The 16242-nt window shown below is 37.9% G+C and carries 18 protein-coding genes and 1 pseudogene; 15 read left to right on the top strand and 4 right to left on the bottom strand.

All coding sequences use genetic code 11. The annotated features are described in order from the left end of the window. The first annotated feature begins 25 nt into the window (after window positions 1–25). The 5 genes and pseudogenes from CFK40_RS12630 (at window position 26) to CFK40_RS12610 (ending at window position 5442) form a co-directional block, all read left to right on the top strand. Complete coding sequence (locus CFK40_RS12630) at window positions 26–1228, top strand: MalY/PatB family protein (RefSeq protein ID WP_089532643.1); 1203 nt, start codon at window positions 26–28, stop codon at window positions 1226–1228. Further along, window positions 1228–2628 (top strand): annotated as a pseudogene (locus CFK40_RS12625) (L-cystine transporter). The gene CFK40_RS12630 and the pseudogene CFK40_RS12625 overlap by 1 nt, the downstream one beginning before the upstream one ends. Window positions 2629–2804: 176 nt before the next feature. After that, complete coding sequence (locus tag CFK40_RS12620; protein WP_089532642.1) at window positions 2805–3695, top strand: LysR family transcriptional regulator; 891 nt, start codon at window positions 2805–2807, stop codon at window positions 3693–3695. Between the two features lie 336 nt (window positions 3696–4031). Next, on the top strand, window positions 4032–4814 hold the full coding sequence (locus CFK40_RS12615) for a sulfite exporter TauE/SafE family protein (protein WP_089532641.1): 783 nt from the start codon (window positions 4032–4034) through the stop codon (window positions 4812–4814). Between the two features lie 22 nt (window positions 4815–4836). After that, the gene (locus CFK40_RS12610; RefSeq protein WP_089532640.1) at window positions 4837–5442 is read left to right on the top strand and encodes a cysteine dioxygenase family protein; all 606 of its coding nucleotides are present in this window, start codon (window positions 4837–4839) and stop codon (window positions 5440–5442) included. A gap of 106 nt (window positions 5443–5548) precedes the next feature. Here the strand turns inward: CFK40_RS12610 and CFK40_RS12605 are convergent, their stop codons facing one another. The 3 genes from CFK40_RS12605 to CFK40_RS21505 form a co-directional block, all read right to left on the bottom strand. Next, window positions 5549–6835 (bottom strand): NCS2 family permease, encoded by a 1287-nt coding sequence (locus CFK40_RS12605; protein WP_089532639.1) that lies wholly within the window; start codon window positions 6833–6835, stop codon window positions 5549–5551. 472 nt (window positions 6836–7307) lie between these two features. Further along, window positions 7308–7553, bottom strand: coding sequence for a Uma2 family endonuclease (locus tag CFK40_RS21510; protein WP_264371367.1), 246 nt, complete (start codon window positions 7551–7553; stop codon window positions 7308–7310). Between the two features lie 2 nt (window positions 7554–7555). After that, window positions 7556–7810 carry a Uma2 family endonuclease gene (locus CFK40_RS21505; RefSeq protein ID WP_264371366.1) on the bottom strand — a complete coding sequence of 85 codons (255 nt, stop codon included), beginning with the start codon at window positions 7808–7810 and terminating at the stop codon, window positions 7556–7558. A 791-nt stretch (window positions 7811–8601) separates the two neighbouring features. Between CFK40_RS21505 and CFK40_RS12595 the strand changes: the two genes are divergently transcribed. The 7 genes from CFK40_RS12595 to CFK40_RS12565 all read left to right on the top strand — a co-directional run bounded on the left by CFK40_RS12595 (window position 8602) and on the right by CFK40_RS12565 (window position 11192). Then, a complete protein-coding gene (locus CFK40_RS12595; RefSeq protein ID WP_089532638.1) occupies window positions 8602–8805 on the top strand; it encodes a hypothetical protein in 204 nt (67 codons plus the stop codon). Window positions 8806–9152: 347 nt separating this feature from the next. After that, complete coding sequence (locus tag CFK40_RS12590) at window positions 9153–9338, top strand: helix-turn-helix domain-containing protein (protein ID WP_089532637.1); 186 nt, start codon at window positions 9153–9155, stop codon at window positions 9336–9338. Between the two features lie 56 nt (window positions 9339–9394). Further along, window positions 9395–9631 carry a hypothetical protein gene (locus CFK40_RS12585; RefSeq protein ID WP_161493867.1) on the top strand — a complete coding sequence of 79 codons (237 nt, stop codon included), beginning with the start codon at window positions 9395–9397 and terminating at the stop codon, window positions 9629–9631. Continuing rightward, entirely contained in the window at window positions 9588–9896 is a 309-nt protein-coding gene (locus CFK40_RS12580; protein ID WP_161493866.1) for a hypothetical protein, read from the top strand. Before CFK40_RS12585 ends, CFK40_RS12580 begins: the two co-directional genes overlap by 44 nt. Then, the gene (locus CFK40_RS12575) at window positions 9886–10164 is read left to right on the top strand and encodes a DnaD domain protein (RefSeq protein WP_161493865.1); all 279 of its coding nucleotides are present in this window, start codon (window positions 9886–9888) and stop codon (window positions 10162–10164) included. Before CFK40_RS12580 ends, CFK40_RS12575 begins: the two co-directional genes overlap by 11 nt. Before the next feature lie 19 nt (window positions 10165–10183). Beyond that, window positions 10184–10384, top strand: coding sequence for an alpha/beta hydrolase family protein (locus CFK40_RS12570; protein WP_089532633.1), 201 nt, complete (start codon window positions 10184–10186; stop codon window positions 10382–10384). 64 nt (window positions 10385–10448) lie between these two features. Further along, on the top strand, window positions 10449–11192 hold the full coding sequence (locus CFK40_RS12565) for an alpha/beta hydrolase (RefSeq protein WP_089532632.1): 744 nt from the start codon (window positions 10449–10451) through the stop codon (window positions 11190–11192). Window positions 11193–11408: 216 nt separating this feature from the next. On the opposite strand, the gene CFK40_RS12560 is transcribed toward CFK40_RS12565, so the two are convergent. Further along, window positions 11409–12275 carry an SDR family oxidoreductase gene (locus CFK40_RS12560; RefSeq protein ID WP_089532631.1) on the bottom strand — a complete coding sequence of 289 codons (867 nt, stop codon included), beginning with the start codon at window positions 12273–12275 and terminating at the stop codon, window positions 11409–11411. 312 nt (window positions 12276–12587) lie between these two features. Between CFK40_RS12560 and sdaAB the strand changes: the two genes are divergently transcribed. The 3 genes from sdaAB to recG are packed head-to-tail and all read left to right on the top strand — an operon-like array spanning window position 12588 to window position 16205. Then, window positions 12588–13250: an L-serine ammonia-lyase, iron-sulfur-dependent subunit beta gene (gene sdaAB / locus CFK40_RS12555; RefSeq protein ID WP_089532630.1), complete on the top strand. Its 663-nt coding sequence runs from the start codon at window positions 12588–12590 to the stop codon at window positions 13248–13250. Between the two features lie 24 nt (window positions 13251–13274). After that, the gene (gene sdaAA, locus CFK40_RS12550) at window positions 13275–14165 is read left to right on the top strand and encodes an L-serine ammonia-lyase, iron-sulfur-dependent, subunit alpha (protein ID WP_089532629.1); all 891 of its coding nucleotides are present in this window, start codon (window positions 13275–13277) and stop codon (window positions 14163–14165) included. Window positions 14166–14171: 6 nt separating this feature from the next. Next, complete coding sequence (recG, locus tag CFK40_RS12545; RefSeq protein ID WP_089532628.1) at window positions 14172–16205, top strand: ATP-dependent DNA helicase RecG; 2034 nt, start codon at window positions 14172–14174, stop codon at window positions 16203–16205. Window positions 16206–16242 lie beyond the last annotated feature (37 nt).

Here is a 16242-nt window from a genome sequence, read left to right as displayed (position 1 = left end):
ATTAAAACGTACAGGAGGTCTTTTAATGAGATATGATTTTGATCAAGCAATAAATCGATACAATACGAATTCAGTAAAGTGGGATAAAACGGAAAAGTTATTCGGTGATAAGGATATTCTACCAATGTGGATTGCTGATATGGATTTTGCGTGTCCCAAACCTGTTGTTGATGCAATTAAAGCAAGGGCAGACCATGGAATATTTGGGTATACTGCAAGATCACAAGATTACTTTGGGGTATTTATAGATTGGGTGGAGCGACGTCACAATTGGTCGGTTGAGAAAAGGTGGATTCGCTGTACGCCAGGGATAATGACTGCTCTCAGTATTGCTATACAATCCTTCACAGATGAGATGGATAAGATTATTATTCAAACCCCTGTATATACACCATTTACAGAGGTTATAGAAAAAAACAACCGTGAGTTAGTGTTAAATCCACTTAACCTTGAAAATGAAAGATATGAGATGGATTACGAAGGCTTAGAAAAAATGGTTGCGGACACAGATGTTAAAATGCTTATTTTGTGTAACCCACATAATCCAGTCGGCAGGGTTTGGTCGAAGGAAGAATTGATGAAACTTGGGGAAATTTGTATGGATAATGACGTGCTAGTAGTATCGGATGAAGCCCATATGGATATTGTTTATAAAGGGTCTACCCACACACCTTTTGCAAGTATCTCAGGAAAGTTTGCAGATAATTCCATTACATGTACAGCACCTAGTAAAACATTCAATCTAGCTGGTGTTCAAATGGCGAATAACATTATTCCAAATAAAGAATTACGAAATAAGTTCACAAAAATGATTGATAGACTTTATCTAGGACTATCAAATACTTTTGGCATTACTGCAGTTGAAAATGCCTATAAATATGGAGAAGAGTGGTTTGATCAATTTGTAGATTATTTAGAAGGAAATTTGAATTTATTAACAGAGTTTATTGAAACGAATATGAAGGAAATCAAAGTGATTCCTCCTGAAGGGACATATCTTGTTTGGTTAGACTGTCGTGAACTTGGTATGGATGGAAAAGCTCTTGAGGACTTTATGCGAAAGAAAGCCAAGATAGCATTTGATGAAGGGTATACATTTGGCGTAGGTGGTGAAGGATTTACCAGAGTTAATATTGCTTGCTCACGACACGTTCTAAAAGATGGCCTGAGAAGAATAGAAAGAGCAGTAAAAGAATCCTTAGTTAGAGTTGGGAAGGAGATTAAATAATGGAATTATTTCATGTTATATTAATCATTACCTTGTTCCTGTTGATTTGTTCTGGGTTATTCTATATGCAGAAAAAGTATGTTTCGTTTGGTAAGCGCGTTTCTCTGGCGTTGGTAGTTGGTATAGTACTCGGACTTATCCTACAGTTTGTGTATGGTTCAACCTCAGAAGTTATTGCTAGATCTGCGGACTGGATCAACATCGTTGGGAGTGGTTTCGTAGCATTATTAAAAACGTTAATCATGCCACTTGTTTTCTTTGCTATTTTGCGAGCTTTCACGAACTCAAAGTTTTCAGACGGCTTCGGCAAAATTGGTGGGTTAGTAGTAGGATTTTTAGTCGGAACGGTAGCAATTTCGGCTGCAGTAGGCGTCTTTTCTGCCGGTATTTTCCAACTAGAGGGGATGGATCTTTCCCAAGGGGAAGCAGAAACAGCGGCTATCTTAGGCAATGACTAAGCATTAAACGATTTGGAAGACAAGTCGATGCCGGATATGATTTTGGCAATGATTCCAACGAATATATTCTCGGATTTGACAGGAGCAAATCCTACTTCAGTAATTTCGGTCGTCATATTTTCGGTTTTAGTAGGGATGGCCTTTATGGGTGTAAGAAGAAAGCAACCTGAACAAGCTAAAGTGTTTGGTGGACTGGTTGAATCCATTTTTACCATTGTGATGAGAATTGTAACGCTCGTATTACGCCTGACACCTTATGGGATACTTGCATTAATGATAAATAAGGCCGCCACTAGTGATATAGCAACATTTGTGAATTTAGGGTTATTTATTGTCGCCTCGTATTTTGCGATTATCGTTATGTTCCTAATTCACTTGCTACTAATTCGCATGGTGGGATTGAATCCAGTGACATATGTCAAAAAAATAATACCAGTTCTGATATTCGCATTCTCATCTCGTTCCAGTGCAGGAACTCTACCTCTAAATATCAAAACACAAAAGAAAAGTTTAGGGGTATCAGAAGGGGTTGCCGATGTATCAGGGGCATTTAGTGTAACAATTGGTCAAAATGGATGTGCTGGAATTTATCCCGCGATGCTTGCAGTAATGGTTGCACCAACAGTAGGTATTGATCCATTTACTCCTTCATTTATTTTGATGTTAATTGCTGTCGTAGCTATCGGCTCGTTCGGTGTTGCGGGAGTCGGCGGCGGAGGAACGTTTGCGGCGCTTATCGTATTGTCAACGATGAACCTGCCTGTAGCTATTGTCGGATTGCTTATTTCGATAGAACCTCTAATTGACATGGCGCGTACAGCGTTAAATGTTAGTGGCGGCATGACAACTGGCATATTAACGGGTAGAGTTACAAAACAATTAGATAAAGACATTTATAACAGTAAAGAGGAACCAGTTGAGCTGGAGCAGAGTGCAATCTAACTTGTTGAGACAGTTTGAAAAAATATAAAATGTAGAAGTAAGTGCCCATTGCATATCCCCAAATATGCAATAGGCGCTTTTTTGTTCCATTTAGGAAACAGCCATAATTATAGAACAAGTTAACGTGCTAAAATAGAGATGGATTCGTAGTTTAATAGGACAGGGAGTGAATAGCGATGAACATAGGTAATTTAGAAATGTTTTGTCGTGTGATTGAGGAAGGAAGTATCAGTCAAGCAGCTCGGATAGGGTATGTCTCGCAACCAGCGGTGACCAGTAAAATACGGCAGCTGGAAAAACATTATGGTGCTGAGTTGTTTGATAGAACTGGTGGAAAGCTTAACCTTACAGAATCCGGTTCCGCTCTTTATCTCTTCGCCAAAGAGATCATCGATTGCTTTAAGCGTTCTGAAGAGGCGGTAAAAGGTATTGCAAATCTTGAAGCCACTACATTAAATATAGGCGCAAGTTTAACAATAGGTGAATATCTTTTACCTGGTATATTAGGTGAATTTCAAAAAGAGAATAGAAATGTAAATTTCAATTTAGCTATTGGAAATACACCAAATATTGTTGCACAGTTGGAAAACCGAGACATTGATATTGCCTTGGTAGAAGGCATTGTTACACACGATGATTTAAACATAGAAAAATTCGCAGAGGATGAACTAATCATGGTTATTCCCAGTAACCATCGATGGAATGATAGAAGTAAAATAAACATAGAAGAATTGCCTCAAGAAAAGATGATTTGGCGGGAGAAAAATGCTGGTATTAGGGAGATTGTGGAAAATGTATTACGAGAAAATAATGTATTGGAAAAAGTAAAGGGTCATATGGAACTTGGGAGTACACAATCAATTAAAAGCGCGGTTGAAGCAGGAATGGGTATTAGTATACTCCCAAGGTTATCTGTGACAAGGGAACTCGAATTAGGTGTTTTAAAACATGTAACGATTTCTGATATTCATATCACCAGAGATTTATGGGTGGTGAAAATTGCTTCACGCTTCCCGAAAAAAAGTATGAATTCATTTATATTCCATTTAAAAAAGCTGACAAAATGATTTAAATGATCTTTTCAGGCTTTAGGAAAAATGTTTTTACCAGTTCTTCACTTGAACGAAACGGAAACGTGTGTCCTATTCTTTAGGTTATACCTCATAAAAAATATGTATTATTCACCTTTTTTAACGTGTGATACGATTAAATTAAGAAAAATATTTATTTTAGTAATCTTGTAAAAAAACCTTAATTACAAGGGAGGATGGAAATGACTCAAATGAACAATGCAAAGAAAGTAATTGTTAGTACTGGTTAAGCAATTATGTTCTTCTGCTCGTAGTGATGGCTACAGTTTTATAATATGGTATTTGCATAGATGAGAAAATAGGTGATTAAGATTGGGTTTGGATTTAATTATTGTGTTATTTTTAATCGGATTCATTGGCTCGTTTATATCAGGTATGGTAGGTATTGGTGGTTCGATTATTAAATATCCATTACTGCTTTACATTCCGCCATTGCTTGGAGTAGGGGCTTTTACAGCAACTGAGGTTGCTGGTATATCGGCTGTTGATGTCTTTTTTGCATCATTAGCTGGCGTATTGGCATTTCGAAAGGACGGATATTTAAATAAACGACTAATTATTACAATGGGTACTGTTGTGTTGGTAGGTAGCTTTCTAGGTGGTTATGGCTCGGTTCTTTTATCAAATACTAGTATTAATCTTGTATATGCAATACTAGCCAGTGTTGCAGCAATTCTGATGTTTAGTCCTAGGAAAGGAAAAGAATTGGGAGAAGAGGCAAATATTCAAATTGAATTCAATCACTTACTCGCAGTAATCAGTGCTTTTCTTGTTGGAATAGGGGCAGGTATAGTCGGAGCCGCGGGTGCATTTCTACTAGTACCAATCATGCTAGTGTTACTAAAAATACCAACCCGTGTTACCATAGCTTCCTCTCTTGCGATAACTTTTTTATCGTCGATAGGTTCAACTGCAGGGAAGATAATAACAGGTCAAGTGTTATTTGGACCAGCGGGGGTTATGATAGTTGCCAGTCTTATTGCTGCCCCGATGGGAGCAGTTACCGGTAAAAAAATAGACACTAAAGTTTTGAAAGCCATTTTATCCTTACTTATCCTAGCCACAGTAATAAAAATTTGGGTTGATATTATTTAGATTTGTAAAGGGAGGAAAGTTTATGGAACTTAACAAAATAAATTATAAACTGTCGGACTTTATTCGGGATTTAACCAATGTGGTAGAAACAACCAATGATGATAGTGAACAAGTGTCACAGGTTGAACATCATCTCAGTAAACTAATGCGCACGAAGTCATGGCTACCTACTGAAAAACTGTATGCAGGCAACAACAGTTATGGTCGGCACTCTCTGTATCGCGATCCAAAAGACCGCTTTGAAGTTCTTGCGCTTATTTGGGAACCTGGACAAAGTACACCGTTACACGACCATGATGGGACATGGGGTGTAGAGGGAGTTGTTTCAGGTCGTATGAGGATTTTAAATTATTTACAATCGGACTCGTATTCCAATCAAACTATTAAACTATGTTATTCTGGTACAATGACTCTAAACGAGCAAAGCACCGGAGAGCTTTTACCACCAGCGGACTGCCACATCTTGAAACCCGAGGGGGATGAAACGGTCGTTACTGTTCATGTTTACGGAAAACAGCTTAAAAAGTTTCGGATATTTGAACATACTGATCAAGAAGATATCTTCATTACTCATGAAAAACCTGTTGGATATACAACAGAAACATGCCTCGAAGGTCTATGGAATTAAGCTAAAAAATACAGTCACTATGGAATATCGTACTTTCGATTACGATTTCTAGTTCCGCGACCACAGCATATAACAAACGAGCTTGGATAATTCCAAGCTCGCTGTTTTAAAATCCTATTATTTTCATTAAAAAGTCAAACAAGAATAGCGATGATATGATCACTAATGCGAATGGCAACTCTTTTTGCTTGCCGAGTGCTAGTTTGACAATCGGATACGCAATAAAGCCAAATGCCATTCCATCAGCGATACTGTATGTGAATGGAATCATAACAGCGATTAGAAATGCAGGTACTGCCTCCGATAAATCGTCTAAATAAATATGACGAATGTTTTGCGCCATCAGCATACCAACAATAATTAAAATCGGACTAATTGCCGTATTTGGTATGATTGATATCCATGGAATAATAAATATAGTAGCCAGGAATAATAGACTCGCTGTGATTGCCACTTTACCTGTTTTTCCGTTTGATGCGATTACTGCCGCATTTTCTGCAGCTGATACGGTTGGTGACGTTCCAAGAAAAGCACATGTGAGCGATGAAAATGCTGTTACCCGATATGCTTTTTCATAACGGTTCTCCCGTTTCAGCATGTCTAGCTGTCCATGTAACAATCCCATATTTTCAAAAATAAGAATCATGGCAAGTGGAAAAACAGCTAACCAGAATGACAGTTCATCGAATGCCGTAAAAGCTGGAATGAAAACCAATTCCTGAGCATTCACGTCTACAGCACTAGCCCCTTTATGCAGAATACCAAATAAATAAGCTAACACGGTTCCGCTAATCATTGTTATTAAAAAATTTGCTGGTACATTTTTCATAAATAAAAATATCGCCAGGAATAATGTTAGCAGACTCACCATTACCGTTGGCGAAGTAAAATCACCGATTGCAATAATCGTATGTTCGCCGCTCACAACCAGGCCACTTTTTTCTAAACCAATTAAAATTAAGAAAAAACCCAACCCAACGGTAATCGCATGCTTTAACGAATTCGGTATCGCTTCTTTTAGAATCAATCCCAATCGACTAAATGCTGTGATGAGAAATAATACTGAAGCTACAATTACTACTGCTAAACCTTCTTGAAAGCTAAGGCCTGTACCTTCCACTATGGAATAGGCAAACAGCGCATTAATTCCCATTCCGGGAATTAAAATCAATGGAAGCTTGGCATACAGGCCCATGAACAATGTTCCGACAAAGCTTGCTAGAATCGTAGCCATCATGCCACTCTCGATAGATATCCCAGCTTCACTTAAGATCGAACCGTTCACTACTACAATGTATACCGTAGTCAGGTAACCAATCAATCCAGCTATAATCTCCGTACGCCAATTCCCTTTCGCTAGCGCTTTACCCGGATCTTGTTTGTTATAAGGCATAAAATCTCCTCATATTTCCTTCTATCCCTCTCCCACCCGATTATATCAAGTATAATCCACAAGAGAAAATTATAGATGGATTGGAGGGGGAAGTCAAATTGGGATGAAAACAAATTAGAGATAGGTGTTAATCTTCTAACGGGATTGGGAGCGAAATTAGTGGGAAGAAAGTTTTGAAGTCGATCAATTATATTAGCAGTAGAGCAAAGGACATTGTTATACTAAAGTCTGATTATAATTGACAAAGAATTGCCTTTAAAGTAGTAAATACATTTGTTTCAATAACAATTCTACTTGCCATGTTTATCCCCTTTGGTAGCTTTCAACTAGTAGATACGCCATTTTATGATTAGAAAGAAGAAAAAATAGTAGATCTGGAATTAAAAAGTTAACATTTCAATCCATAAAAGAGAAGATATCGTCAATGGCAAAAGAAACATCCGAGAAACATGTTGAGGTAAAGAATTTATTTTCACTGGAGTAAACTTCTTCTAGTTGGAAGGTATTTTCGTGGTTTACATTTTTCAATGCTACGATATTGATAATCAACGATTAAATATTCCTTTACGCCAGCTCTTTCATAGTAATTTCGTTTAAGAAGTCGATCATTACGAGCTGTGCTAGGGGATAGTACTTCAACAATTAAATCCGGAGCCTCGTAGCAGCGCTTATTACGAAGCTTGCTTTTATCGCAAACAACGGAAATATCAGGTAGCACGGTTACATCATTTTCCCTTTTCTATCGTCTTTAAACGGAAGGATAACTTGAAGGTTACTTCCATATACCTGGCATTTACTTCCTTTAAGTGCATGAATGAATTCTCCAATTAAATTTGCAATTATACCCTCGTGTTCGTGGGATGCTGGAGCCATAAAAACAGGGATGCCTTCATATAATTCTGCGCGTTCTTCCTCTTTAACGTATAGTAAAAACTCATACAGTGTGTATGTTTTATTTTTATCTAATTGAGTCATGTTACAGTCCTCCTATATGTCCGAAATTCACTTAAATACAGCTAGCATTCCTGTTAAAACACAAAATGTAAGGTTTAAACTTCTTTAATTTAATTTTGAATCTGAGAAATTCTTAAAGGTATCAATCTCTTTTGCAAGTGCGGTTTTCATTTTTTTCCCACATTTATGGGTTGCAGGCGGTAAACAGACCGTCTTGATCTAAACATTGTCATGTCTCCTTTCTGAAAGTCCATATCTTTTAACAGAATTTTAAAGTGCTATGTCTTATTTTACAACTAGTAGGTATTTGCATTCGAAACAATTAGATATATTCATGCTCTAATGGTGAATAAGCCGCATTCCTCAAGGGATAGCGGCTTTCTTCAAAGGCAGAACTCTAACTACTTATTTTCTTTTGTCATGTCTATTAGACGTACTAAATTACCGGAGTTGTCCTTAAAGATTGCATAACGGCCAGGCGGAATGTCAAACGGTTCTTGTATAAAGTGAAGATTTGAGTGTTCGCTGTAAAAATCATCAACACTGTCCACTAAAAATCACCACCAGCATCCAACTCGTTATCTTCCTGATCCAGCATTAATTGTACATCGGTTCCTTCTAGCTTCATAGCTGCTGTGAGATCACCCTCGCGCCAAGCTTCCACATACCAAAGTTTTTTCGGTAGAATTCAACTGATTCCTTCAGGTTTTTAACAGTAAGACAAAAATACTAGTTTCAATTCTTCCAACCCCTCTATGCGAGCAGCGATGCTTGTAGGCTTTGACTCAGCCGTTAAGTTTGGGGCTTGTCGATTGTTGAGCGAAGAAGATCCGAGTCACGGACTGGATCGAATTGCTGATTTTTTGGATACGATCCAGATAGATAAACCACGTGGCTTGCCATACATTTTACCTGCAGCATGGCGGGCGGGATTACTTGCTGTGGAAGAAGAGCATTTAACTGTCAAGGAAGCACGTAAAACATTGGAATGGATTTTTGATGGAGGAGGAAAGTAGACCAATTAAGGTGAGGTAATGTTAGTAAAATACGAAATGACGTTATTGTATGCATGAGTTTTCTTTGCAAAAAGTAAATGATACAAATTAGGGTGAAAATCACTTTACAAATTTAAGACAATAATAAGATAAATGGCTCTATACCAATAAAAAAATCACTACAAACAAGCAGGCTTCTGGTGGCGTATTATGCTACTTAACACAGACAAAATAATTTTTTAAAAAAACTTTCAAATTCAAAGCCACCAAACGACCCTCTTCAAACGATTATAGTGTTAGGAAATGTTGTTATCCGATAAAATGCGGTACATTTCACTTACATTCATTCGGATGAGAGGGGGATTGTCATGGAACGGCAGACATTAACAGTGAGAGAAGTCGCGGATTACCTTGGGTTGCATACCGATATTATTTATGCAATGGTGAAAGAAAAACAGATTCCGCACCTGAAGATTCGAAGGCGCATCTTGTTTACAAAACAATCGATTGATTTATGGATTCAGGACCAAGAGCACACGAACCCACGTATTTAAGACGATACGTGGGTTTGTTGTGCTCTTCTTTTTTATTTACATAACCAGAAAGGAAAATGATGATGGATTATATTAAAGAGTTGAATGCGTTTAAGGATTGGTTATTGATGAATGATCTACCGACGGGGGCTATTACTTTATGGCATACATTAATGGCTGTGAATAATGCAACCGGGTGGAAGGAACGATTTAATGCGCCAAGTTCTACTGTTGGGCAATTGATGGGTTTATCGAAGCAAGGAATATTAGATGCACGGAAAATTCTTATGGAAGAGGGGGTTAATTCGGTTTGAAAATGGTAGAAAAGGAAAGTCGCCGATTTATGAAATGATTTCTTTTATGCCAAATGCTGATCAATCAATGGACCAATTGCCAGACCAATCAGATAACCAATTAGTAGACTCATCACTGTGCCAATTACCAGACCAATCCTTGAGCATACCTAAAGAAAAACTAAAAGAAAGAGAAGAAGAGGAGGAAGAAGAAGCGTGCGAGGAAAAACTTGTAAAGCTTTACGAGAAAAATATTGGGGGAGTTAAGTCCACTTGTGAAGAATGAATTTTTGAAATGGTGTAGGAAGCTTGGCGAAGCTGTCATGTTGGAGGCAATTAAGATCATGGTGAAAAATAACGGCCGAACGTTTCGCTACTTGGAGAAAATCTTACAGGAATGGAGTGTGGCACAGGTTCGTTCGGTTGACGATATACAAGCTCATGAAAGGCTGAAAAGTGCAGCGCGCAGGGATACTACTGTACCATTTCAGAAAAAACCAAGTTCAGGTGGACTGTCCATTTTTGACGAATTACGAGCGGGGGTAGGATTATGAATTAACTAGAGGCAATTGGGTGCTGGAAACTTCATTATTTGTTGGGGCACACGAAATATTGTTACCTGATGCGAGAAAGTTCAAAGATATTGCAGAATCACAGGGCATAATTATAAATTATTATGAATATCCGAAAATGAACCATGTCTTTCTGTTATATCCTATTCCGGAAGCGAAAAAAGCAAGGAAAGAGATTATAAAAATTATTGATAACACATAGCAAGTGTATAACGTGATGGTATAATGAAAGCGAATTCACTTTATGAAAAGCTAGGAGGATTAACATGTCTGAACATTACCCAGTTTTGCAAGGTGCCGAGCCCTTTTACTTTGAAGGAAATCGTATTGGCATCTTGGTATCTCATGGATTTACAGGATCGACTCAGAGTATGCGGCCGTTAGGTAAGGCGTATGCTGCAGCAGGTTATACTGTATGCGGACTTCGTTTAAAGGGGCATGGTACACATTATGAAGAGATGGAACAAACTACTTATCAGGATTGGATTGCCTCAATAGAAGAAGGGTATCAGTGGTTAAAAAAGCGGTGTGATACCATCTTTGTTACTGGTCTATCAATGGGTGGCACACTGTCCCTATATATGGCAGAAAATCATCCAGAGGTTCAAGCGATTGTCTTGATAAATGCTGCTGTAAATGTTCCGGAGATGGAGACAGCTAGCCAAATAGAAGACGCCAGATTCTTGGATGCCATTGGATCGGATATTAAAAAGCTTGGAATTAAGGAACTTGCTTATGAAAAGACACCCGTTCAATCAATTAAAGAAATTTTAAAGTTAATGGAGGAAGTAAAGGGGGATCTATCTCGAATTACCTGTCCTACTTTAATTTTTGTTTCTGATGAGGACCATGTTGTTCCACCAGATAATGCAAATATTATTTACAATGATATCCGTTCCGAAATAAAAGAAATCCATCATTTGAAAGATAGTTATCATGTTGCGACACTTGATAATGACCAACAATTTATTATAGAAAAAACATTGAATTTTATTAAAAAGACTCTTTAAGAAATATCGTCTTCTTAACTGTCGGCATAATCCAAAAAGGATTTTTGTCGTTAGTCTTTCAGCTAAGAATTATCTAATTTGTTTTGTATTCTAAATGGCAACCGAATTTTATAAAATGTCAATAAATTGTTTAGATTATCGAACCAATTACTTTAAGGAAATGGATTACAAACGCGCAGTGTTCGGTACTAACCGCCACTGCGCATTTTTTCCATATTATGAAGATGTCCATGCTCCGCCGTTTATGTGAATGGCTTGTCCTGTCATATAGGAAGATTCTTCAGAAGCGAGCATTACATAAGGCCATGCATGTTCGGATGGCTGCCCAGGGCGACCCATTAAGTTGTCTTGTCCAAAGTTTTCGACACCATCCTCATCGAAGGAAGATGGGATAAGTGGCGTCCATACTGGCCCAGGTGCAACAGAATTGGCACGGATACCTTTTCCAGCTAAACTTTGGGCAATACTGCGAATAAAGGAGGTGACAGCTCCTTTGGTTGCCGAGTAATCCATGAATATTGGGTTTCCACGGTACGCATTAATAGAAGAAGTCGAAATAATAGAATCTCCAGCTTGCATGTTTTTTACTGCAGCTTTTGTTAAATAAAAGTGAGAAAAGAAATTGGTTCGGAATACTTCTTCAAACTGTTCGGAAGGGATATCCAGCACATCTTCATGTACATGTTGAATTGCGGCATTGTTTACGAGAATATTTATTGTACCGAATTCAGATACCGTTTTTTCAACAAGACTTTGACAGTGTGATTCTTGTTTAATATCTCCCGGAAGTAATAAACACTTCACGTCTTCTGCTTCTACCATTTTTCTTGTTTCCTCTGCATCATCGTGTTCATCTAAATACGAAATGGCGACATTGGCACCTTCTTTTGCATAGAGAATAGCAACAGCGCGACCAATCCCACTATCGCCGCCAGTAATTAGGGCAGCTTTTCCTTTTAATTTATTCGTACCCTTATAATTGGTAGGTTGTGCGGGCATCGGTTGCATTTTTGATTCAATACCTGGTTGCTTGTCTTGATGTTGGCGTGGTGTACTGCCTTTCTGCATATCTCTTGGATCCATAATTATTACCTCCTATGATCATATTTGTTGTGTTTTAATTTTCGGTACCCTTGTGGAATAGTGTGCAAACATACTAGGTTATACCTTCTGTAAAGAGTTTTGTCGTACAGATTATATATTGTGCTTGTTGGCTTGCAGATATGTAGGGTAGAATAAATACTATTATTCTTTTTTGCTTTTAGAAAAAAATATCCCTTAATATTCTTGATATTTACGTTAACCTCAGCCTAACGAAGTGATTATTCTACCACTTTTTGTTATAATAAATATAAGAGTATAACGTTCATATTAATGGTTAAGGTGGTGGCAGTTTTGAAATTTAATTCAGTATTCGATATTATTGGCCCTGTTATGATTGGTCCATCAAGTTCACATACGGCTGGTGCAGCAAGAATAGGTAAAGCTGCACGTAATTTATTTGGAGAAGAACCTAAGTGGGCGAAAATTCATCTCTATGAATCTTTTGCTAAAACATATAAAGGTCATGGAACTGATTTTGCATTGGTAGGCGGATTACTAGGTTTTGAGACAGATGATACTCGCATGAGTAAAGCGTTAACAATCGCTAAAGAACGTAACATGGAAATAGAGTTCATTGAAGAAAGTGGAGCTACTGACCATCCAAATACCGCTAGAGTAATTGTCGGTAATGATAAAGAGGAAATGGAGCTTGTTGGTATTTCCATTGGTGGAGGAAAAGTTGAAATTACCGAGTTAAATGGTTTTGAACTTCGCTTATCTGGTAATCATCCAGCAATCTTAATCATGCACAATGACCGGTATGGAGCAATCGCGTCTGTTACGAAAATTCTAGCAAAATATGAAATTAATATTGGTCATATGGAAGTTAATCGAAAAGATGTTGGAAAAGAAGCATTAATGGTTATCGAAGTCGATCAAAATGTGGAGGACACTGTTCTGATAGAATTGGAAAACGCTGACCACATTATTCAAATCTCTAAGATTGTAAGTTAATCATCATAGAAGGGGGATTCATACATGTTTCGTTCAGTTGCAGAATTAGTAGAAATTGCAGAAAAAGAAAATATATTAATTTCCGAGGTAATGATTCTACAGGAGATGGATGTTAAAAATATCTCCCGCGAGGAAGTCTATGCCAACATGGAAAGAAATTTAGTTGTTATGGAACAAGCGATAGAGGATAGTTTGAAGGGTGTTCAATCTGTTACTGGTTTAACAGGTGGCGATGCTGTTTTAGTTCAAAAATATATGAAGGAAAAAACCCCATTATCTGGCAACCTTATGATGGATGCGGTGAGTAAAGCTATGGGTACAAATGAAGTAAATGCAGCCATGGGTACGATATGTGCAACACCAACAGCTGGTAGCGCTGGTTGTGTCCCTGGTACATTGTTCGCAGTGAAAAATCAATTAAACCCAACGCGTGAACAAATGATCCGTTACCTATTTACTTCGGGTGCATTTGGATTTGTCGTCGCGAATAATGCAATGATTTCTGGAGCTGCTGGAGGATGCCAAGCAGAGGTTGGTTCGGCTGGGGCAATGGCGTCTGCCGCAATTGTAGAAATGGCAGGAGGGACCCCGCAACAATCAGCTGAAGCCTTTGCGATCACGTTGAAGAACATGCTCGGACTAGTTTGTGATCCGGTTGCTGGGTTAGTAGAAGTTCCTTGTGTAAAACGAAATGCAGCAGGTTCATCTCTAGCAATCGTTTCAGCTGATATGGCATTAGCGGGTGTTACAAGTCGAATTCCTTGTGATGAAGTAATTAGTGCTATGTATAAAATTGGAAAATCAATGCCTTCAGCTCTGCGAGAAACGGGTGAAGGTGGGCTGGCAGGTACACCAACAGGTGAAGAAATAAAGAAAAAAATATTCGGGATGTCGATGTCATCGAAGGAAGTGTGATCAAATTTGCTACGTGAATCTGTAACTACCATCAAAGGTGTCGGTGACAAATTTGCTGAAGCATTAGCGTTAGCTAATATTTATACAGTGGAAGATTTACTTTATTATTTCCCATACCGTTATGATGTTTTTGAAATAAAACCGCTTAACGAATTAATTCATGATGACAAAGTAACCATTGAGGGAAGGGTAATCCATGATCCTTCCCTTTCCTTTTATGGGAAAAAGAAATCTCGCCTAACGTTTACGGTTGAAACGGAAGGCGTCGCTATTAAGGCTGTTATGTTCAACCGCGCTTTTGCAAAAAAACAAATAAATGCGGATGATACGGTAACCCTTACTGGCAAATGGGATGCCCATCGCCTGCAAATTACGGTTAGTAATTATAAAAAAGGCCCTGCTGAAGAGCAAGCATCGATTCAACCAATGTACCCATTAAAAGGGGAATTAACCAACATCAAACTAAAAAAGGTAGTAAGTGCTGCTATAAAAGAATACATAAATGATGTAGAAGAAATTATTCCTGAAGAATATTTGAAGGCTTATAAGATTCCAGATCGTAAACATGCTATTTTAGCTATGCATTTTCCGAACGATCGACAATTACTTAAACATGCTAGAAGAAGATTTACATATGAAGAGTTTCTATTATTTCAATTAAAAATGCAGTTACTTAGAAAGATAAAACGAGAATCGACTACTGGTAATGCACAGCATTATGATCCATCGAAAACTCAAGAATTTATTCAGTCTTTACCATTTACGTTAACAGGTGCTCAAACCAGCTCACTAAACCAGATATTAGCTGATATGAAATCACCTTATCGGATGAATCGACTATTACAAGGAGACGTTGGTTCTGGAAAAACAGCAGTTGCAGCTATTTGTTTGTGTGCCACCATTTCAGCAAATCGACAAGGTGCTTTAATGGTTCCTACCGAAATATTAGCAGAACAGCATTACCAATCATTGTGTGACATGTTTGGTGAGAGAGCATCGATTGTTTTATTGACTGGTTCAGTAAAAGGGAAGAAAAGAAGAGAAGTAACCGAAGCAATAAAAGACCATAAGGTAGATATTGTAGTAGGTACACATGCTTTGATTCAAGAGGATGTAGTATTTGCAAATTTAGGTTTCGCAATTGTTGATGAACAACATCGATTTGGCGTGGAGCAACGACGTGTACTTAGAAGTAAAGGGTTACATCCAGATGTATTGTTTATGACTGCAACGCCAATCCCAAGGACGCTGGCTATTACAGCATTTGGAGATATGGATGTTTCCATCATTGATGAAATGCCATCTGGAAGAAAAGAAATTGAAACATTTTGGACAAAAGAAAATACGTTTGAACGGGTATTGAACTTTATAGAAAAACGTGTATCTTTTGACGAACAGGCATATGTAATCTGTCCGTTAATAGAAGAGTCAGATAAACTGGACATCCAAAATACGGTTGATCTTTTTCATCAGTTGCAGGAATTTTATTCAAGCGAAGTTCAGGTAGGTTTGATGCATGGAAGATTGTCAGCAGTTGAAAAAGAAGAAGTAATGAATCGATTTGCCAAAAATGAAATACAGGTTCTTGTCTCTACTACGGTTGTTGAGGTAGGTGTCAATGTACCAAACGCAACAGTCATGGTTATTTATGATGCCGAACGATTTGGCTTGTCACAGTTACATCAGCTTAGAGGACGTGTTGGCAGGAGTGATAAGCAAAGTTATTGCATTTTAATTGCTGATCCAAAAGGTGAAGTTGGTAAAGAACGGATGAAAATCATGACCGAAACAACGAATGGCTTTGAATTATCTGAGCAGGATTTAAAGCTTAGAGGACCTGGTGATTTTTTTGGGAAGAAACAAAGTGGTCTACCAGAATTTAAAGTAGCTGACATGATTCATGACTATAAGGCACTTGAAACTGCCCGCGCGGATGCACAGGATATTATTGAATCAAATAAATTAGAAAATGATGTGAAATATAAGGGCTTGCAGAAACTTCTAGAGAATGATTCATATATGAGAAAAAAGCTGGATTAAGGATTGCTTGCATAATTAATTATCCTATTATATATTA

The sequence above is a fragment of the Virgibacillus necropolis genome, from assembly GCF_002224365.1.
Taxonomy (GTDB): Bacteria; Bacillota; Bacilli; order Bacillales; family Amphibacillaceae; genus Virgibacillus_F; species Virgibacillus_F necropolis.
The sequence above is the reverse complement of the archived record's forward strand: the minus strand, read 5'-3'. Positions and strand labels throughout refer to the sequence as shown.